Source organism: Cyanobium sp. ULC082 (assembly GCF_977927535.1).
Genome location: NZ_OZ376398.1, coordinates 417,222 through 436,037 on the forward strand (window position 1 = coordinate 417,222; position 18,816 = coordinate 436,037).

Annotated in this window: 21 protein-coding genes; 5 read left to right on the forward strand and 16 right to left on the reverse strand. The window is 66.8% G+C overall.

Annotated features, from left to right (window positions below; translation table 11 throughout):
- Window positions 1-11: 11 nt before the first annotated feature.
- Window positions 12-809 (forward strand): YdcF family protein, encoded by a 798-nt coding sequence (locus tag ACXMDY_RS11535; protein ID WP_259702525.1) that lies wholly within the window; start codon window positions 12-14, stop codon window positions 807-809.
- Between the two features lie 93 nt (window positions 810-902).
- On the opposite strand, the gene ACXMDY_RS11540 is transcribed toward ACXMDY_RS11535, so the two are convergent.
- The 7 genes from ACXMDY_RS11540 to ACXMDY_RS11570 all read right to left on the reverse strand — a co-directional run bounded on the left by ACXMDY_RS11540 (window position 903) and on the right by ACXMDY_RS11570 (window position 7,347).
- Entirely contained in the window at window positions 903-1,166 is a 264-nt protein-coding gene (locus ACXMDY_RS11540) for a hypothetical protein (protein ID WP_048016474.1), read from the reverse strand.
- A gap of 45 nt (window positions 1,167-1,211) precedes the next feature.
- On the reverse strand, window positions 1,212-2,732 hold the full coding sequence (gene lysS / locus ACXMDY_RS11545; protein ID WP_259702526.1) for a lysine--tRNA ligase: 1,521 nt from the start codon (window positions 2,730-2,732) through the stop codon (window positions 1,212-1,214).
- Window positions 2,733-2,808: 76 nt separating this feature from the next.
- Window positions 2,809-3,615 (reverse strand): response regulator transcription factor RpaB, encoded by an 807-nt coding sequence (gene rpaB / locus ACXMDY_RS11550; RefSeq protein WP_259702527.1) that lies wholly within the window; start codon window positions 3,613-3,615, stop codon window positions 2,809-2,811.
- 75 nt (window positions 3,616-3,690) lie between these two features.
- Window positions 3,691-4,992 carry an ABC transporter substrate-binding protein gene (locus ACXMDY_RS11555; protein WP_259702528.1) on the reverse strand — a complete coding sequence of 434 codons (1,302 nt, stop codon included), beginning with the start codon at window positions 4,990-4,992 and terminating at the stop codon, window positions 3,691-3,693.
- A gap of 43 nt (window positions 4,993-5,035) precedes the next feature.
- Window positions 5,036-5,536, reverse strand: coding sequence for a rod shape-determining protein MreD (mreD, locus tag ACXMDY_RS11560; protein WP_259702529.1), 501 nt, complete (start codon window positions 5,534-5,536; stop codon window positions 5,036-5,038).
- Window positions 5,537-5,539: 3 nt separating this feature from the next.
- The gene (gene mreC, locus ACXMDY_RS11565) at window positions 5,540-6,295 is read right to left on the reverse strand and encodes a rod shape-determining protein MreC (protein ID WP_259702530.1); all 756 of its coding nucleotides are present in this window, start codon (window positions 6,293-6,295) and stop codon (window positions 5,540-5,542) included.
- A 5-nt stretch (window positions 6,296-6,300) separates the two neighbouring features.
- Complete coding sequence (locus ACXMDY_RS11570) at window positions 6,301-7,347, reverse strand: rod shape-determining protein (RefSeq protein ID WP_259702531.1); 1,047 nt, start codon at window positions 7,345-7,347, stop codon at window positions 6,301-6,303.
- Window positions 7,348-7,509: 162 nt separating this feature from the next.
- Here ACXMDY_RS11570 and ACXMDY_RS11575 point away from each other — a divergent pair, with 162 nt between their 5' ends.
- Complete coding sequence (locus tag ACXMDY_RS11575; RefSeq protein ID WP_259702532.1) at window positions 7,510-7,914, forward strand: single-stranded DNA-binding protein; 405 nt, start codon at window positions 7,510-7,512, stop codon at window positions 7,912-7,914.
- 71 nt (window positions 7,915-7,985) lie between these two features.
- Here ACXMDY_RS11575 and ACXMDY_RS11580 read toward each other — a convergent pair whose 3' ends face one another.
- Complete coding sequence (locus tag ACXMDY_RS11580; RefSeq protein WP_259702533.1) at window positions 7,986-8,645, reverse strand: DedA family protein; 660 nt, start codon at window positions 8,643-8,645, stop codon at window positions 7,986-7,988.
- The gene (ahcY, locus tag ACXMDY_RS11585) at window positions 8,645-10,108 is read right to left on the reverse strand and encodes an adenosylhomocysteinase (RefSeq protein ID WP_259702534.1); all 1,464 of its coding nucleotides are present in this window, start codon (window positions 10,106-10,108) and stop codon (window positions 8,645-8,647) included. The genes ACXMDY_RS11580 and ahcY overlap by 1 nt, the downstream gene beginning before the upstream one ends.
- Before the next feature lie 105 nt (window positions 10,109-10,213).
- On the opposite strand from ahcY, the gene tsaE reads away from it, so the two are divergent.
- Window positions 10,214-10,666: a tRNA (adenosine(37)-N6)-threonylcarbamoyltransferase complex ATPase subunit type 1 TsaE gene (gene tsaE / locus ACXMDY_RS11590; protein WP_259702535.1), complete on the forward strand. Its 453-nt coding sequence runs from the start codon at window positions 10,214-10,216 to the stop codon at window positions 10,664-10,666.
- Here the strand turns inward: tsaE and mutT are convergent.
- Genes mutT through ACXMDY_RS11605 form a run of 3 tightly spaced genes read right to left on the reverse strand, consistent with a single transcriptional unit; the run spans window position 10,578 to window position 14,188 of the window.
- On the reverse strand, window positions 10,578-11,810 hold the full coding sequence (gene mutT, locus ACXMDY_RS11595) for an 8-oxo-dGTP diphosphatase MutT (protein WP_259702659.1): 1,233 nt from the start codon (window positions 11,808-11,810) through the stop codon (window positions 10,578-10,580). The two genes, tsaE and mutT, sit on opposite strands and share 89 nt — an antisense overlap.
- Before the next feature lie 51 nt (window positions 11,811-11,861).
- The gene (locus tag ACXMDY_RS11600; protein WP_259702536.1) at window positions 11,862-13,445 is read right to left on the reverse strand and encodes an NCS2 family permease; all 1,584 of its coding nucleotides are present in this window, start codon (window positions 13,443-13,445) and stop codon (window positions 11,862-11,864) included.
- An 8-nt stretch (window positions 13,446-13,453) separates the two neighbouring features.
- Window positions 13,454-14,188 carry a 2OG-Fe(II) oxygenase family protein gene (locus tag ACXMDY_RS11605; RefSeq protein WP_259702537.1) on the reverse strand — a complete coding sequence of 245 codons (735 nt, stop codon included), beginning with the start codon at window positions 14,186-14,188 and terminating at the stop codon, window positions 13,454-13,456.
- Between the two features lie 59 nt (window positions 14,189-14,247).
- On the opposite strand from ACXMDY_RS11605, the gene ACXMDY_RS11610 reads away from it, so the two are divergent.
- Window positions 14,248-14,871, forward strand: coding sequence for a DJ-1/PfpI family protein (locus ACXMDY_RS11610; protein WP_259702538.1), 624 nt, complete (start codon window positions 14,248-14,250; stop codon window positions 14,869-14,871).
- Between the two features lie 33 nt (window positions 14,872-14,904).
- Here the strand turns inward: ACXMDY_RS11610 and ACXMDY_RS11615 are convergent, their stop codons facing one another.
- Window positions 14,905-15,834 carry an RpoD/SigA family RNA polymerase sigma factor gene (locus ACXMDY_RS11615; RefSeq protein WP_259702660.1) on the reverse strand — a complete coding sequence of 310 codons (930 nt, stop codon included), beginning with the start codon at window positions 15,832-15,834 and terminating at the stop codon, window positions 14,905-14,907.
- 216 nt (window positions 15,835-16,050) lie between these two features.
- The gene (mgtE, locus tag ACXMDY_RS11620; RefSeq protein WP_259702661.1) at window positions 16,051-17,460 is read right to left on the reverse strand and encodes a magnesium transporter; all 1,410 of its coding nucleotides are present in this window, start codon (window positions 17,458-17,460) and stop codon (window positions 16,051-16,053) included.
- Between the two features lie 92 nt (window positions 17,461-17,552).
- On the opposite strand from mgtE, the gene ACXMDY_RS11625 reads away from it, so the two are divergent.
- On the forward strand, window positions 17,553-18,032 hold the full coding sequence (locus tag ACXMDY_RS11625; RefSeq protein ID WP_259702539.1) for a glutathione peroxidase: 480 nt from the start codon (window positions 17,553-17,555) through the stop codon (window positions 18,030-18,032).
- Here ACXMDY_RS11625 and ACXMDY_RS11630 read toward each other — a convergent pair.
- Window positions 17,998-18,426, reverse strand: coding sequence for a fluoride efflux transporter FluC (locus ACXMDY_RS11630; protein WP_259702540.1), 429 nt, complete (start codon window positions 18,424-18,426; stop codon window positions 17,998-18,000). The genes ACXMDY_RS11625 and ACXMDY_RS11630 overlap by 35 nt on opposite strands.
- A gap of 1 nt (window position 18,427) precedes the next feature.
- Entirely contained in the window at window positions 18,428-18,811 is a 384-nt protein-coding gene (locus ACXMDY_RS11635) for a fluoride efflux transporter FluC (RefSeq protein WP_259702541.1), read from the reverse strand.
- Between the last annotated feature and the right edge of the window lie 5 nt (window positions 18,812-18,816).

An 18,816-nucleotide genomic window follows, 5' to 3' on the forward strand; every position in this document is an offset into this window, starting at 1 on the left:
CACTGCTGCCGATGGGATTCCTGCTCTCGAAACTGCTGCCGCTGCTCGTCTACCCGCTCGGACTGAGCCTGGTGATGCTGCTCACGGCGCAGCTGGGACGCGGCCGCCACTGGTCGGCCTGGCTGGGCGGTGGCGGCATCGCCCTGCTCTGGATCAGTGCCATGCCCTTCACGGCGCGGCAGCTGGTCTGGGGCCTTGAGGAGCGCAGTGCCGCCCTCACCCCGGCGGCAGTCCCCCGCGCCGATGCCATCGTCGTGCTCGGTGGCGGACTGCAGTCCCCCTTGCCACCCCGCGCCGGCGTGGAGGTGAACGAGGCTGGCGACCGCCTGCTCAGCGGGGTGCGGTTGATGCGAGCGGATCGCGCTCCACTCCTGCTGGTCAGTGGAGGCAGGGTGACGTTCCGCCAGGACGACCCGGCGCCGCCGGAGGCCCTGGCGGCCCGCAACCTGGCCGTTGAACTCGGCGTTCCAGCCGCAAGAATCCGAATGAGTGACCAGGCCAGAACCACGGCGGAAGAAGCTGCGGCGATCGATCAGCTCGCCAGGCAAGAGGGCTGGCGCTCGGTGATCCTGATTACCAGCGCCATCCACATGCCCCGTTCCCTGGCCACCTTCGAACGGCGCACGTCATTGAAGGTGATCCCCGTCGCCTGCGACTATCTTCTGCCGGCCCGGGCCCAGCTGGGCGAGCCAACCCCCGGCTCACTGCTGGGCTCGATGCTTCCTGATGCCGGGTCCTTGCAGTTGAGCACCCTGGTGATCAAGGAGCATCTCGGCCTGCTGATCTACAGGCTGAAGGGTTGGAGCTGATCCTGATCTCGCCACGACCCTGATCCCCCGATCTCAATCCCCCAATCCCAATCGCCCAATCCCAATCGCCCAATCCCATGCCGTGGCCAGGCCTCACTTCTTCGGCGCCGGCGGCACCAGGCTCACCCCTTCCGGCGGTGGTGTGGGATCGGGATCGGCGATCAGCATGTGCTGCAGCACGATCTCGGGGCGTTCACTGTCGCGCCAGCGGATGCGGTAAGCCGGCATCTTGGTGCCACGGCTGGTGGTCTGCTCCACCGGCTCCATCACCCAACCGCGACGGGAGCGGCCCTGAGGGTTGCGCTTGACCACGGCATCTGCGTGCTTGAAGCGGAATCCGACGCGCTCACCGCTCATGGGCCAAGGTCAGTGCCAACGTGACCCCATTATCCACTTTGGCCTTCAAGCCCCTGTGGAACCGGCTTCCGGACGCAACAGCGGGAAGGCGATCACATCACGGATGCTGGGGCTGTCGGTGAGCAGCATGGCCAACCGGTCGATGCCGATGCCCAGCCCGCCGGTGGGGGGCATGCCCACCTCCAGGGCCTGGAGAAAATCCTCATCCACCCCCTGGGCCTCCAGATCCCCTGCCAGGCGGCGCTGCTGCTGGGCTTCCAGGCGCCGGCGCTGATCCACCGGATCGATCAGCTCGCTGAAGGCATTGGCGGTTTCGCGCCCCACGATGAACAGCTCGAAGCGCTCCACCAGGCCGGGCTTGCTGCGGTGCGTGCGCGCCAGCGGTGAGATCTCCACCGGGTAATCGAGCACGAAGGTGGGCTGAATCAAGCTGGCTTCCACCCGCTGCTCGAAGGCTTCGTTGAGCAGGCGGCCCACGCTGTCGGCGGCAGCGGGCACCTCCAGCCCGGCGGCCACCATGGCGGCCGCGGCCTGCTCGCGGCTGGCGAAGCCGTTGAAATCCAGCCCGGTGGCCTGCTCCACCAGCTCGTGCATGGTGGCCCGGCGCCAGGGGGGCGTGAGATCGATCGCCACGCCTTGGTACGTAAGGGCAGTGGTGCCACACACCTGCTCGGTGACTTCAGCGATCATCTGCTCGGTGAGCGCCATCATGTCGATGTAATCGGCATAGGCCTGATACACCTCCACCGAGGTGAATTCCGGGTTGTGGCGGGTGCTGATGCCTTCGTTTCGAAAGATGCGACCCAGTTCATAGACCCGCTCGAAGCCGCCCACCACCAGCCGCTTGAGATGCAGTTCGGTGGCGATGCGCAGGAACAGCGGCAGGTCGAGGGCGTTGTGGTGGGTGCTGAAGGGGCGGGCATCGGCACCGCCGGCCTCCAGGTTGAGCACCGGCGTTTCGATCTCCAGAAAGTCGCGGGCATCCAGCCAGCGGCGGATGCCGCTCACCAGGCGGGCGCGGCGGCGGAAGGTTTCGCGGGTGTGAGGAGACACGATCAGATCGAGATAGCGCTGGCGGTAGCGCTTCTCCACATCCGCCAGGCCGTGCCATTTATCGGGCAGGGGCTGCAGCGATTTGCAGAGCATCTCCCAGCCGCTCACCTTCACCGAGAGCTCACCACGGTCGGTGCGGCGCAGCGTGCCGTGCACACCGATCAGGTCGCCGGCATCCACCAGCGAGGTGATCTGGGCGAAGGCCTCGGGCTGCTCGGGCAGCGCCGCCAGCAGATGAGCCTTCTCGATGAACAGCTGGATCGGACCGCTTTCATCCACCAGGGTGAAGAAGGCGAGCTTGCCCATCACCCGGCGGGTCATCACCCGGCCGGCCACGGCCACGGCCACCGGGCGCTCCTCGCCGTTGGGCAGGTCGGCGTGCTGCTGCTGCAGGGCGGCGGTGCGGTGGCTGGGCTCGAAGCGCAGGGCGTAAGGCCCCTGACCGAGGGCCGCCAGGGCCTGGCCCTTCTCCAGACGGGCCTGCTCCAGACGGTTGTGGCGCAGCTCGGACAAGGGACGAATCAAGCGGTTCAGCGCCCCATCCTGAAGGACGGGCCGGCGGGCGGCAGGCTGATTCGGCCGGTTGGGCTCAGAGCGCGGCGCTCGCGAGCGGCTCGCCGATCCGCTGGGAGGAATAGCCGGTACCGCGCACGGTGAGAATCAGCTCGGGATTGCGGGGATCGGGCTCCAGCTTGCCCCGCAGCCGGGCGACATAAACATCAACGACGCGCAGATCAGCGGCACGACGGGGAGGGTACCCCCAGAGCTGTTCGAGAATCTCAGCGCGGGGCACGACCCGACCCGGCTCCCGGAACAGCAGCTCCAGCAGGCTGAATTCGGTGTAGGTGAGGCCGATCCGGTCGCCGGCCCGGGTGACCTGGCGGCGATTGGTGTCGACCATCAGATCGCCGACCCGCAGAATGCCCTGACCGGCCGGCACCTCCCGCGGCTCAAGGGTGGCCGAGCCCCGGCCCACCCGGCGCAGGATGGTCGAGATCCTGGCTTCGAGCTCCTTGGGGCTGAAGGGTTTGGGCAGATAATCGTCTGCGCCGAGGTCGAGGCCCGAAACCCGTTCGGCGATGGCGTCCAGGGCCGAGAGAAAAATGATCGGCACGCAGGATTCTGCCCGCAGCCTTCGGCAGACGGCGAAACCATCCAGCTTCGGCAGCATCACATCGAGAACGACCAGATCGGGTTGCTCCTTGTGGAAGACGGCCAGGGCCTGCTCGCCATCCTCGGCGCAGAGGACGCGATAGCCGGCCAGCTCCAGGCGCATCTGCAGCACCCGCCGGACGGTCGCCTCGTCATCGACGACAAGCACCGTGGCCAGGGTGCGAGCCACCAGATCCTCGGAAGCCTCACCCTGACCTGGCCGGGGCTGCGCTTCCAAGGACATGGCAAAGTTTTTTTCACGAAATGAAACCCTACAGCTCAGGGCCCTGGCCCCGAGAGACCGGCCTTGATCAAGGCTTCAGGGCCAGCGGGCCGCGGCATAACGATTCCACTCCAGCTCCGCCGCGGCCAGGGCCGCATCGCTGCTGATCTGACCCAGCATGGCCCGCTGCAGATGGCGATACAGGATCGCCTGGAGCCGCTTCACCCCAGGGCTCGCCGGCACCAGCACCTCCGCCCGCCGCAGCGCCTCCACCGACTGCAACCGGGCCCGGCGCACCAGCTCCTGACGGGGATCGCTCAGGTCCTGGGTGCGCAGCCGGCGCTCGATCTGGCCCAGGGCGACCGTGGCGGAAGGCAGCACCCGCGCCTGCTCGGCAAAGCGCACCTGGTTCTCAGCATTGGTCAGGAAGAGAGCAAAGCTCACCGCCTGCTCCGGCAGGGCGCTCTGCCTGGGTACCGCCAGGTTCATCACCGCCACGTTGGTGGTGCCGTCCGGCCCGGTCAGGGGTGGATGGGGCTCGGTGAGGTCGGCGATCCGGGGGGCATTGGTCTGAATGCTGCGCAGGAACTCCGCTCCGCTGGCCAGGGTCGCCAGCTCGCCGCTCTGGTAGAGCTCGATGGCGCGCCGGTAGCCCTGGCTGACCACCTCACGCGGCAGCAGACCCCGGCGATAGAGATCGCTCCAGAAGGCGAAAGCGCGGCGACCGGCCGGGCTGTTGAAGGCCGCACGGCGTCGCCCATCCTGGAGGGTCACCCCCATCTGCACCATCGACTCCAGCAGTTCGGCGGAGTCGTCCGGCACCACCGTGACGAACAGGGCGTAACGCCCGGTGCGGCGCTTGACCGCCTCGGCGAAGGCGGGCACCTCCTCCCAGCGGCGGGGCGGCTGGGTGTAGCCGGAACGGCCGATCAAGTCCCGGTTGGCGAGAGTGATGCGGGCGGTGAGATACCAGGGAATGGCGAACTGGCGACCCTCGGCCTGGCTCGCCCGCCAGATCCGCGGCAGATAGGCGTCACCGGCCCCGGGGGGCAAGAGCGGATCCAGTTCCAGCAGGCCCCCTTTGCTGGCCAGGTTGGCGGCGAACAGAGGGTTGAGGTTGACCACATCCGGCGCCGTGCGGGCAAAGACCGCCGCCAGCAGCTTGCGCTCCACCGAGCCCCAGGGCAGGTCCGTCCAGCCCACCGAGACCCCCGGATGATCGCTCTCCCAGGCAGCCATCACCCGGCCGATCTCCGCGTTGAACTTGGGCGAGAGATCGAGGGTCCAGAGCTGCAGCTCCTTCTGGGCTGGCGGGCCGGGGGCGCAGCCCGCCAGCAGCAACAGGGCCGAGCCGAGCACAGCCCAGCTTCGCTGCAGTGTTGATCGGATCAGCGGCATCGGATCAGCGGCATCGGGGCGACGGCAAAGGATCTGTGCCTTGTCATCGCTGCTGTTGACGCCAGAGCAGCAGCAGCAGCGAACAGATCATCGGTGCCAGCAGACCGGTGAGCAGAGTCTGGGCCAGCAGCGTATGCAGGATCGAGAGCTGGGGAATGAACCCGGGCAGGGGAAAGCCATGGCGCTGGACCAGCAGGCTCAGGCCGAGCAGAAAGGCTCCCAGCAGGGCCAGCAGCCCCAGGCTCAGGCTGCGTTGGATCGGCGGTCCCTGGCGCGCCAGGCGCCCCCACCACCACCCGAGCACCGCGAGGGCAGGGATCTGGGTGGCGCCTCCCAGGTTGAGACCGTCCAGCAACAGTCCCAGCCCCAGCCCGGCCAGGGCGCCGGAGAGCGGGCCATCGGCCAGAGCCCAGGGCAACAGCCAGAGCACCGCCCAGCTGGGCGGCACACCCGCCAGCTTGAGGAAAGGGGGCGAAGCGAGATTGAGCAGGGGCACGGCGACAGCGGTGGCGACGGCCCAGGGCAGGCGGTGGAGAATCCCCATCGCTCAGGGCGCCGGCGGCGCTTGGACCAGCACCTGCACCCAGTCGATCGAGCCCACTGGTGCGCCCAGCTGCACCACCGCCGTCGGGGCCGGCACCCCCTTCTCATCGACCGACTGGATCACTCCCACGTTCAGGCCCGGCGGCAGCAGGGTGCTCGCCGGTGAGGTGACCACCAGGTCACCCGGGCGAACCTGGGGATCCTTTTCGAGGAAGACCAGAGTCGGCCGACTGGTGCCGACGCCGGTGAGCAGACCATGGCGTTGGGTGCGCCCCACCCAGACCCCCACGCGGCTGGCCGGATCGGTGAGCAGGGACACCCTGGCGGTGGTGGGAGTCACGCTCGCCACCCGACCGACCAGTCCCCCGGGGCCCACGACCGGATCCCCGGCACGAATGCCCTGGATCTGGCCAGCACCCAGCAGCAGTTGATGCCACCAACCTGCCGTCTCCCGGGAGAGCACCGCGGCGGTCACTTCGCCCGGATCGGCCCGCTTCAGGCCCAGCAAGGCGCGAAGACGACGATTGTCCTGCTCCAGGTGGGCCTGGCGGGCCTGCAGCTCCAGCTGCTTCGAAGCCTGCAACCACTCACGCTGCGCACTGCCCGGCCAGAACGGCCGGCTGATCAACGCATAAACATCGCTCAGGAAGGCTCCCTTGCTGAGCCGCAGTCCCACCAGGGCCACCAGCAACAACCACCAGGGCCAGGACTGGATCAACAGCCGCAGGGAAGGGACGCGGGGCAGGCGCCCGAACGGCATGACGATCAGGCGGAGAGGCGAGTGAAGTCAGGGGTGTCAAGCACCCGCTCCAGCCGCTTGTAATCCTCCAGCACCTGGCCGCAGCCGTTGACCACGCACAGGAGGGGATCCTGGGCGAGGTGGGTGAGGATGCCGGTCTCATGGCTGATCAGGTCGCTGATCCCCCGCACCAGGGCACCGCCACCGGCCAGCATGATGCCTCGATCGACGATGTCGGCGGCCAGCTCCGGTGGCGTCCGCTCCAGGGTGCGCTTCACCGCCTCCACGATCACGTTGAGCGGCTCGGCCATCGCTTCGCGGATGTCACCGGCCCGCACGTTGATCGTGCGTGGCAGGCCCGAGAGCAGGTGAAGGCCACGCACATCCATCGAGCCGTTGTCATGGGCGTCGTCAGGGAAGGCGGAGCCGATCCGGATCTTGATCTCCTCGGCCGTCCGCTCGCCGACCACCAGGTTGTGAACCTTTTTGAGGTAGACGGTGATCGCTTCGCTGATCTCATCACCCGCCACCCGCACCGACTCGCTCACCACGGTGCCACCGAGGCTGAGCACAGCCACTTCAGTGGTGCCACCGCCGATGTCGACGATCATCGTGCCGACCGGTTCTGTGACCGGCAGACCCGCTCCGATCGCCGCAGCCACCGGCTCATCGATCAGATGCACCTCACGGGCGCCGGCGAGGCCGGCCTCACGCACGGCCCGCCGCTCGACACCGGTGACGCCGCTTGGAATGCCGATCACCAGCCGGGGAGCCACGATGCCGCGGCCCTCGTTGCCCTTCTGGATGAAGGTCTTGATCATCATCTCGGCGGCATCGAAATCGGCGATCACGCCATCGCGCAGCGGACGAACGGCCCTGATATTGCCTGGGGTGCGACCGAGCATCAGCTTGGCTTCATTGCCCACCGCGAGGGGGATGCCTCGCTCCAGATCCAGGGCCACCACGGAGGGCTCCTGCAGCACAATGCCCTTGCCGGACACGTACATCAAGGTGTTGGCCGTTCCCAGATCGATGCCGATGTCACGGGAGAGCTGGAAACGTCGGAAAAACACTGGGCAGCCGCAGAGCGGGGTGAATCATAGGTGTGGGGGACCCGGGGCTCCACCGGCTCCTCTCTGGTACATCCGGACCGATCGGTGGAACCTAATGGGAGAAGCGCCTTGATCGAATGGCGCATCATTGATCCAACCAACCCCCCAATCAACCGAAAGCCCATGGGCGTGAATTCCGTAACCCTGGTCGGCCGAGCCGGCCGCGACCCCGAAGTCCGTTACTTCGAATCCGGCACGGTGGTCGCCAACCTCACCCTGGCTGTGAACCGTCGCAGCAGGGATGACGAGCCCGACTGGTTCAACCTGGAGATCTGGGGCAAGCAGGCCCAGGTTGCCGCCGACTACGTGCGAAAGGGCTCCCTGCTCGGCATCATCGGCTCGTTCAAGCTCGACCGCTGGACTGATCGCACCAGTGGCGAGGAGCGCACCAAGCCCGTGGTGCGGGTCGATCGCCTGGAACTGCTCGGCTCAAAACGCGACGCCGACCAGGGCGGCTACGGCGATGGCGGGCCAGGTGCCGGCTCCGCTTACCAGGGTGAGCCCAGCGAAGAGGAAGTTCCCTTCTAGAACCAGAGTCCGGTGCCGAAGAACCGGCCACTGCCGGCTGGAGCATCTCCCGCAGACGGTGGCGGATCAGCTCAGTGGTTGCTTTGGCGCTGTCGCCAGATGCGCAGGCCCAGCCACACCGCAAAGGCCAGACCAAGCACCACGAGCAGCACCTTGATGGCTCGGGCCACCGGCTCGATCCAGGCCTCCACATTGCTGTAGCCCTCGCCGAGCAGCATCCCTGCCAGGGTGAGCAACAGGGTCCAGATCAGGCTGCCTGCCGTGGTCCAGATCAGGAAGGGAAGCATCGGCATCATTTCGATGCCGGCAGGCACCGAAATCAACGTGCGGATGCCTGGCACAAGCCGGCCCCAGAACACCAGGGCGGTGCCATGGCGGTTGAACCAGTTGCGGCTCCGGCGCAGTTCCTCGGAACGGATGCCGATCCAACGGCCGTGGCGATCAAGCCATTGCTCCAGGCGCTCCTCGTTCACCAACCGACCGATGCCGTACCAGGGAAGGGCACCCAGCACAGTGCCGAGCAGACCGGCAATCACCACAGGCACAAAGGCCAGCTGGCCCTGGTGGACGTAAAACCCCCCCAGGGGCATGATCAGCTCCGAGGGAATGGGCGGGAACAGGTTCTCGAGGAACATGGCGAGAAAGATCGCGCCATAGCCCGCCCATGGATTGGCCCCGACAGCTGCACCGATCAGTTCGGGCAGCTGCTGGACCAGTTCGGCAACCCCCATCAATAGCGGTAGTGGTCGGGCTTGTAGGGGCCCTCCACCGGCACCGCGATGTAATCGGCCTGGATCTGGCTGAGCTCGGTGAGCTTGGCGCCGATCTTCTCGAGGTGAAGGCGAGCCACCATCTCATCGAGATGCTTGGGCAGGACGTACACCTGCTTCTCGTACTGCTCTCCCTTGCTGAACAGCTCGATCTGGGCGAGAACCTGGTTGGTGAACGAGTTGCTCATCACGAAGCTGGGGTGGCCTGTGCCGCAGCCCAGATTCACCAGACGACCCTCAGCCAGCAGGATGATGCGCTTGCCATCCGGGAAGATCACATGATCCACCTGGGGCTTGATCGTGTCCCACTCGTACTGCTTGAGGGAGGCAACGTCGATTTCGTTGTCGAAATGGCCGATGTTGCAGACGATCGCCTGGTCCTTCATGCGGATCAGATGATCGTGGCCGATCACCTGGAAGTTACCGGTGGCGGTCACGAAGATGTCCACATCCGAAACCACGTCTTCCAGACGGACGACGCGGTAGCCCTCCATGGCCGCCTGCAGGGCACAGATCGGATCCACCTCGGCGATCATCACCGTGGAACCCAGGCCCCGCAGCGACTGGGCTGATCCCTTGCCGACATCGCCGTAGCCGATCACCAGGGACACCTTGCCGGCCACCATCACATCCGTGGCGCGCTTGATGGCGTCCACCAGGGATTCACGACAGCCATAGAGGTTGTCGAACTTGCTCTTGGTGACCGAATCGTTGACGTTGATCGCCGGGAAGGGAAGCTCGCCGGCTTTCTGCATCTGGTAGAGGCGAGCCACACCGGTGGTGGTTTCCTCGGTCACACCCTGAATCTGGGCATAGATGCGGGAATAGAAGCCGGGTTGAACAGCCAGCCGGGCCCGGATCGACTTGAAGAGGGCAATCTCTTCTTCGCTGCCGGGGTTGTCGAGTACGGACAGATCCTGCTCGGCTTTGGTGCCGAGCACCACGAGGCCGGTGGCATCGCCGCCGTCATCAAGGATCATGTTCGGGGTGCCGCCATCGCCCCACTCCAGGATCCTGTGGGTGAAGGCCCAGTACTCATCAAGGGTCTCGCCCTTGTAGGCAAAGACGGGAATACCCTTCGCCGCGATCGCTGCGGCGGCGTGGTCCTGAGTCGAGAAGATGTTGCAGGAGGCCCAGCGCACTTCAGCACCGAGGGCAACCAGGGTTTCGATCAGAACCGCCGTCTGGATCGTCATGTGGAGGCTGCCGGCGATCCGGGCGCCCTTGAGCGGTTGCTCCGCCCCGAACTTGGTGCGCAGAGCCATCAGCCCGGGCATCTCCGTTTCGGCGATGGCCAGCTCCTTGCGGCCCCAGTCGGCCAGGCCGAGGTCGGCGATCACATAGGAGGAGGTTGCCTGGAGCCCGGGGGTGAAGCTGGCCGTTGCGGCCTCGGATTGAACAGTGGAAGAAGGTGCGGCCACCATGGTGGGATAGCTCCCGTGCGGGAGGAAGATTTGGGTGTGGAATATCTGCAGAGACGCCGAGGCTTCGGGCTCGCTGAAGGTGAATCTACAGGGGCCATCAAGTCCATGCGCGCCACCATTCGATTTCTGCCCGACCTGGCCGCCACCCGCTGCCTGGGGGAGGAGCTCGCCGTTCTGCTCCAGGCAGCACCCGCGCCCTTGCTGCTGTTGAAGGGCGAGCTGGGAGCCGGCAAGACCAGCCTGGTGCAGGGACTGGCCCAGGCCCTGGGCATCACGGAGCCGATCACCAGCCCCAGCTTCGCCCTGGCCCAGCACTACCGAGGTCGTCGCCTGGGTCAGACAACCCACCTGGTGCACCTTGATCTTTATCGGCTCGAGCAACCGGCCGCCGCCGATGAGCTGTTCGCCCAGGAGGAGGAGGAGGCCCGCTCACTCGGTGCCCTGCTGGCGGTGGAATGGCCGGAGCGGCTCAGCCTGCAGCCTGAGCCCGTCTGGCAGGTGGAGCTGCGGCATCACCAGGAGGGGCGTCTTGCCCTGCTGGGCCCACCGAGCCCTTGAGCCGATCGACCTTCGCCAACCCGAGCCGCTCCTGCAGGGCCTGGATCATGCGGGCATTGGCGGCCGGGAAATGGAACTCCTGCAGCCGCTCCGGCGCGACCCAGCGCACCTGCTGACTGGCCAGGGGTCGGGGATCCCCCGAAAGCCAGCGGCAGAGATGCACGACAAAGCGCAGCCGTTTGTGGCTGTAGCTGTGCTCCATGCTGATCAGCTCCTCTCCCACAACCACCTGGATGGCCAGCTCCTCGGCCAGCTCCCGCTCAATCGTGGTGACGATCGACTCACCTGGCTCCTGCTTGCCGCCGGGGAACTCCCAGAGGCCACCCAGCAGCCCCTCGGCCTGACGCTGGTCGATCAGCACCCGGCCATCTGGATCGAGCACCACACCCACACCGATCACCTGGTGAGGAACGGATCTGATGGCGTCCTTCACGGGATAGCTGCCGGAATCGCCGGCAGTGTAGGCAGCGCAATGCCCCTGCCAGGGGCAAAGGCCACAGCCGGGTTGGCGGGGTGTGCAGACCGTGGCGCCGAGATCCATCAGGGCCTGGTTGAACGCCCGGGGCCGCCGCGGGTCGAGCAGCGAGCCGCTGAGCCGCCAGAACCCGGCCAGGTCCCGTTGCGGGGGAAGCGGGCTGGCGACCAACCGGGCCAGGACCCTTTTGACGTTGCCATCGAGGATCGCAAACGGCTGATCAAAGGCGGAACTGAGGATGCCGCCGGCCGTGCTGGGGCCGATTCCCGGCAACGCCAGCCAGCCGGCCAGATCCCGGGGCCAGGGATCGCCGGACGCCAACCCGCTCCCGGGGACCCGGGCAGCCAGCAGTTGCCGCGCTCCCTGCTGCAAGCGACGGGCACGGGCGTAATAGCCCAGCCCCTGCCAGAGCATCAGCACGTCGTGATTCTCGGCCGCAGCCAGCGCTGTGAGGCTGGGCAGGGCGGCCATCCAGCGCCGCCAGAAGGGCAGCATCACCGTCAGCTGGGTCTGTTGCAGCATCACCTCAGCCACCCAGATGGCGTAGGGGTCCAGGGGCTCCCCATCGCCGGGTCGCCGGCCATCGGGTAGCCGCTTCCAGGGAATCCCGTGGCGGCCATGGGATTCCCACCAGCTGAGCACCAACCGCCTCAGGACCACGGCATCCAGCCGTGATTCAGCAGCGGTCGGGACTTCGCGTGGGATCAGGCTCTCACCCACTCAGCCGGCTGGCCCCCTCCGCCGGGCCAGGGCCGCCGCCCCAAACACCAGGGCCATCGCCAGATAGCCCTGGGCCCAGGGGGCACCGCTGCCCCAACCCAGCTGCAGCACGGTGTCAGCGGGGGTGAAACGCCAGGCGTGGATCAGACCGAACCAGGCGGCGAGGGCAGCCAGGCCGGCAGCGAACGCCGCGGCAGCGAAGCGCTGCTCGATCACGTACACCAGCATCGCCGAGAGCAGCATGGCCGCCACGATCTGGCCCTGCTCAAGGGCAAAGGCGCCGGCGGCCCAGACGTCAGCCTGCTGCAACGGAATCAGCAGCGCCGAGCCGAAGGGATTCGCGGCACTGCCGGCGCCGCCGGCCCGCAGGCCTGCCTTGAGCAACAGGGCTCCCCAGCCGGCCAGACCCGGCAGCAGGCCCAGCACCACCGCCGGCGCATGGGCAGGCGGTGTGGCCTGGAAACTCTGGGCGGCGATCACCAGTCCGATGTAAAGCACGATCGCCATGCCCGCCTCGATCGGCAGCAGCTGGCCCACCAGACCGAAGACCCCAAGCAGGCAACCCAGCCCCATCAGCAGCCCGTTCAGCCAGGAGTAGCCGATCCGGGCCCCCATCGCCTTCCAGCCTGGATGGCCGATGTAGAGGGTGGTGGGAAAACACGACCCGAGGGCGGCGGCCACCAGCGTGCCGATGCCGTTGATCAGCAGCGAACTCCTCACCGGATAGCGATCGCCCGCCGCTTCGGCGCTCTCCAGGTTCTGCAGGGAACCGAGCAGGTTGAACAGCCCCATCGGCACGATCACCCCCAGCCAGGGCAGCAGCTGGCCACGGGCCTGCCAGAGCGCGCCCAGCTGCAACGCCGGCAGGTGCAGGCCCACCTGGGCGGCATTCGCCTGCCAGCTGGCCGGATCGATCCGCAGCAGGCCAGTGGCGGCGGCCAGCACGATCCCAAGCAGCACGGCGATCAGGCCACCGGGCAAAGGCAGCTTGACGCCGCCGTAGTAGGTCAGCAGGATCACCGCCAGCACGGCCAGGCCCACCACCGGCTGGGCGTAGGTGCGCAGCAGGAACCCAAGCGCGATGTAGCCCAGGGCGATGCCTGCCAGGGTGGAGAGCAGGGCCGCCCGTGGCAGCCAGCGACGCAAGCCAGCCACGCAGAAGGCCCCGCCCGCCTCGATCGCTCCGGAGCCGAGGCAGGCGATCAACCCCGCCTGCCAGGACAGTCGCACCGCGTCGGCTTCGGCAAGCCCCTGGCCGAGCCCAGCCAGCTTCACCGGCAGCATCACCAGAAACACGTAAGCGAACAGGCTCACCGTGTTGATGCCGTAGGGAAGGGCGGTGCGGTCGTCGCGCCCTTCCCGCCTGGCCAGCTGGTAGGCCTGCCAGGCGTAGGCCGCATTGCCAACCACCAGGCTCAGACCGGTGGCGGGCAGGATCACCCCGAAGATCAGCCCATCGGGGTAGCCCAGAACCCCACGGCAGAGGCCGAGGATCAGCAGGATCTGGATCAGATTGTCGAGACCCAGGCCCATCAGGCCGTCGATGTCGCCGGCCACAAACCATCGGGGTCGGCAGGTCGGCATCGCGTCGTTCAGGCGAACCCCCCTGGCCGCTGGCGGGAGGTGGAAAGGGAGAGATTGGCTTTGGCAGCAGCAGGGGCGGCGGCAGAAACACCGGACCCGGCGGGATTGACCGGCGTCGGCACCGCCACCACGTTGAAGGCCAGCGACCAGCGCTCACCATCACCCCGGAACGGCGGCACCGAATGGGGCTGCCAGGCGGGAAACACATAGACATCCCCGACCACCGGCAGCATGTACTGGGCCATGCCGGTGCGGAAACTCTGGATGTGCCACTCCTCGGGGCCGTGGAAACAGAGCTGACCGTCGAAGCTGTCGTTGTGGATCTGGGGGGGCACCTGCAGGAAGATCACGCCGGAGAAGGAGCCACCGTGGGTGTGCATCGGGTTGTAATCCCCGGCTGACTGGGAATTGAGCCAGACATCGATCATCTGCAAGCGATAGCGGCCGGGCGTCCAGGGGCCACGCCCCTGGGGCGGCTGCCGGTCGATCACATGGCGGATCCAGTGTTCGCAGGCCGGCAGGATCAGCTCGGCGCAGAGGGACTGGATGCAGGCATGCTGGGGGCCCAGCTCCCGCTGCTGGGCCAGCTGTCCGGCCAGCTTGGCGGAGGCATCCGGGCTTCGCTCCGGCTGGGCCAGCACCTGCTGGGCCAGCTGCAGCAGGTCGGCCAGCAGGGGTTCAGGCAGTCGGCTCCTGAGGATGTATCGGGGAAAGAGGGCAAGAACTTCCGTGCTGCTGTCCATGGCTGAAGGCCGGCCGCTGCGGCCAGCATGGCGGGACAGACGATCGCGGTCGAGACCCGGTGCAACTCGGAATCCTTGTTTACCCCCAGGTCGAGGAACTCGACGTGATGGGCCCGTGGGAGATGGTCACCACCTGGAGCCAGTTGCCCAGTGGGCCATCCAGCTGCCGGATCGTGGCGGAATCAACCCAGCCACTTCGCTGTGCCAAGGGCCTTTCGATCAATCCTGATCTGAGCTTCGCCAGCTGCGCTCCCCTTGATGTGCTGATCGTTCCCGGTGGCCAAGGGAGCCGCAGGGAAGTGGACAACCCTGCCTTGATCGACTTTCTTGCCCGCCAGGCAAGCCAGTGTCAGGCCCTGCTCTCGGTCTGCACGGGGGCGTTCCTGCTGCACGCCGCCGGACTGCTCAGTGGCCGGATCGCCACCACCCACTGGGGCTCCCTGGACCGACTCCGCGCCCTCGGGGATGTGACCGTGGTGGAAGAACGCTTCACCCGCGACGGGCGGATCTGGTGCTCGGCAGGTGTTTCAGCCGGGATCGACCTGACTCTCCGCTACATCGCCGCCACTGCTGGTGAGGCCGTGGCGGGCCAGGTGCAGCTGGCCACCGAATACTTCCCGTCTGGTGAACGCTACGGAAACGTGAGCCTGAATCCCCAGGCCCCCGGCTATCTGCGGGACTGAGTGAACAGACTCACCAGGCAGTGGGGATCGAATTCAGCAGGCCGCGTAATCCTCAACACTGGCGCTGAGGCGCCGCAGGCCGACCAAGCCATCACGCTCCAGGTTGCGCACACGATCACGACTCATGCCGAGGATGCGGCCGATGCCGGTGAGGCTCATCGGCTCTTCCACGTCGATGCCGTAGCGCATCTTCAGCACATCACGCTGCAGCTCCGGCAGTTGCTCCAGCAGCGCCCGCATGTCGCCCCGCAGGCACTCGCTGTCCACGTTCTCCTCCGGCAACGTGCCATCCCCCTGCAGCAGATCCAGCAGTTCGGTGTCTTCACCGTCGCCCACCTTGGTTTCCAGGCTCACCGGTTGCCGCGCCCGGCAAAGCAGATCCTTCACCTCCTCCTCCGGCAGCTCCACAGCCACCGCCAGCTCGCTCAGGGTGGGGGTGCGGCCCAGCTCCTGGCTCAGTTCCCGCTGGCCCTTCTTCAGCTTGTTGAGCGTTTCGGTGATGTGGATCGGCAGCCGGATCGTGCGGCTCTTCTCGGCGATCGCCCGGGTGATCCCCTGCCGGATCCACCAATACGCATAGGTGGAGAACTTGTAGCCGCGGGTGGGATCGAACTTCTCCACACCCCGCACCAGGCCGATCGTGCCCTCCTGGATCAGGTCCAGAAGCTCCATGTTCCGCTTGGTGTATTTCTTCGCCACGCTCACCACCAGCCGCAGGTTCGCCGCCACCATCCGCTCCTTGGCCCGGCGGCCGTTGATCAGCTTGCGCTTCAGCACCGGCAGGCTCAGCCCGAGCGACTCGGCCCACTGCTCGGGGTTCGGCTTGCTGCCGCTGCGCATCTGGAGCTCCTGCTCCGCCTCCTCCAGACGCATCAGCTCCTGCACCTGGCGGCCCAGGGTGATCTCCTGCTCATGGCTCAGCAGGGGCACACGGCCGATGTCCCGCAGGTAGGACCTCACCAGGTCGCCGTCGACCGGGGGGTGGGAACGACCCGCAGCCTGGAAGGTCTTGGGCCCGGGAGCGACGTTCGAATCAGGGATCCGATCCAGCGATAGAGCGACAACCACAGCGAAGCTCTTGAAGGTGTGTGAAGCCTAACCTAAAGAAGTGTGAAGGACCTCTCAGAAAACCAAAGAAACTCTGTTTTCTGTCAGACCCTGCGGCGCAGCCCGGAGCGCTCAGGGGTTCAGACCCACGTGGTTGAGCAGCCAGGAGGCAGTCTGCAGGTAGATGAACACGCCGGCGACATCGGTGGCGGTTGTGATGAACGGCGCTGACATCAGGGCCGGATCAAGCCCCAGCCGGTCGAACAGCAACGGCAGGGACGCTCCGGCGGTGGCGGCCAGGGTGGTGATGCAGACCAGGCTGATTCCTGCCGCCGTGGCCACCAGCATCCCCCCACCCACCTGCCAGGCCCAGGGCACCACCACGATCACCAGCAGCAGCCCAAGCAACAGCCCGGACAGAGCTTCCCGACCGACCGTGCGCCAGAGCCCGAGCGACTGGATCCTCTGGGTGCTCAGACCCCTGATCACCACCGTGGAACTCTGGGCGCCCACGTTGCCACCGGTGCCGATCAACAGTGGGATGAAGGCCGCCAGCCGCACCACCTCCTTGAGAACCCCTTCCTCGGAGGCGATCACCGCTGAGGTGCCGGTGTTGGCCACCAGCAGCACCAGCAGCCACACCACCCGACGGCGGGCCACTGTGAACAGGTTGCTCTGGAAGTAGTCATCCTCATCACCGGCCTGCACGGCGCCGGCGGCATAGAGATCGCGGGTGGCCTCCTGCTGGATCACGTCGATCACGTCATCGACGGTGACAATCCCCACCAGGCGCTGCTCCCTGTCCACCACCGGCACGGCCAGAAAGTCGTAGCGCTGGATGATCCGGGCCACCTCCTCCTGATCGGTGCCGGTGGAGACGTTGAGCACGTCACGGGTCATCACGTCACCGATGCGGTCATCGGGCTCTGCGGTCACCAGATCGCGCAGGGAGAGGATGCCGGTCAGGTGGCGAGAGGCATCGGTGACATAGAGGCTGTAGACGGTTTCGGTGTCGCGGGCGCGGCGACGCACGATGTCGAGAGCTTGGGCGGCGCTGTGGAACTCCTTGAGATCGATGAACTCCGTGGTCATCAACCGGCCTGCTGTTTCCGCCTCGTAGCCGAGCAGCTGAGCGGTGATCCGACGCTCGGCAGGACTCAGCTCCATCAGCAACCGCCGCACCACCTTGGCCGGCAGTTCATCGAACAACCGCACCCGGTCGTCCGGGGACATCTCCTCGACCAGCTCCAGCACCTCACCAGAGCGCAACCGCTCCAGGAGGGTCTGCTGCACTGCGGGATCGAGATACTCGTAGACCTCGATCGCCTCATCTTTGGCGAGCAGGCGGAAGGCCAGGGCCTGGAGGGTACGGGGCAGGCTGCCAATCGCCTCGGCGCAGTCCACCGGCTGGACCGGCTCCAGCAACAACTTGACGCCGTCGTAGTTGCCAGCAGCCAACAGGCCCTGCAGCTGGCGGGCGACGATCTCCGCCACCTGCAGGCTGCTGTTGCTCACCGTGGTGGGGCTGGTGGCCTCGCTCATCGCCCGGGAGGATCGCAGCTCCCCGAGTGTATGGGGAGGGGGCACCAGGCTTGTCTCGAGCGCCTAGGGTCATTTCTCACTGGAATCGCTTCATGACCCTGAATGTGTCGGATGTGGTGGTGACCAGCGCCACCGGAGCTGCCCAGCGGCTTGGCGAGTTCGGCGGTCAGGTGCTGCTGATCGTCAATGTGGCCAGTCGGTGCGGCTTCACCCGGCAGTACGCCGGCCTGCAGACCCTGCAGGACACCTACGGGCCCCGGGGCCTGGTTGTGCTGGGCTTCCCCTGCAACGATTTCGGCGCCCAGGAGCCGGGCAGCCTCAGCGAGATTCAGCAGTTCTGCTCCACCACCTACGGGGCCAGCTTCACCCTGTTCGACAAGGTGCACGCCAAGGGGGTCAAGACCCCCCCCTATGACCTGCTCACCCAGGTGGAACCTGCCGGTGACGTGGAGTGGAACTTCGAGAAATTCCTGGTGGGCAGGGATGGCACCGTCCTCGGACGGTTCAAGAGTGCGATCGAACCCGATGGCGCAGAGCTCACCGCGGCGATCGAGGCGGCTCTGGCGGCCTGAACGCGGCTCGGCTGCTGGCCAGCCCGATGGCTGCTGCGGCCAGGCCGAGCAACAGGCTGGCGACCAGCAGGGCCAGCGCAGCTGGGGTCTGTCCTTCCTCCCCCAACCAGACCAGATCCAGCATCCAGGAGCTGAACGTGGTGAGGGATCCACAGAAGCCGACGCCACCAAGCAGCAGCAGGGGTGCACGCCACGGGATCGGCCCCGCCAGCACCCCGAGCAGGAACGAACCCGCCACATTGGCCAACAGATGGGCCGCCGCCACCCCGGCGGCCCCATCGGCGAGCAAGGGGCCGATCTGAACCCCGATCCGCCAGCGCAGCAAAGCGCCGGGCACAGCTCCTGCAGCCACAAGCCCCAGCTCCCAGAACGCGAAACGAAGACGACGCCTCACCTCAGGACGCCCCCATTCGCAGACCCAGCTGGACGGCCAGCAGCCCGGCCAGCACCGAGGCTGCCGCCAGGATCCCCGCCTCGGCCCAGCGGCCCTGGCGCTGCTCCTGCAGCAGTTCCAGCATCAGGGTGGAAAAGGTGCTGAAACTACCGAGAAAACCAGTGCCCAGCAGGAGCAACAAGCCGGTGCCCGCCAGGCTGTGGCGCCGGTCGATGCCAACGAGCAAGCCGAGGGCAAAAGCGGCAACCACATTCACAGCGAAGGTGCCCCAGTGGCGCCGAGGCAGGATCGGCTCGAAATGGTTGACCAGCTGCAGCCGCAACCACGCCCCCGGAATCGCACCAAGCGAAACGAGCAGGAATTCAGTCCCGCTGCTGCTGCTCACGGCTC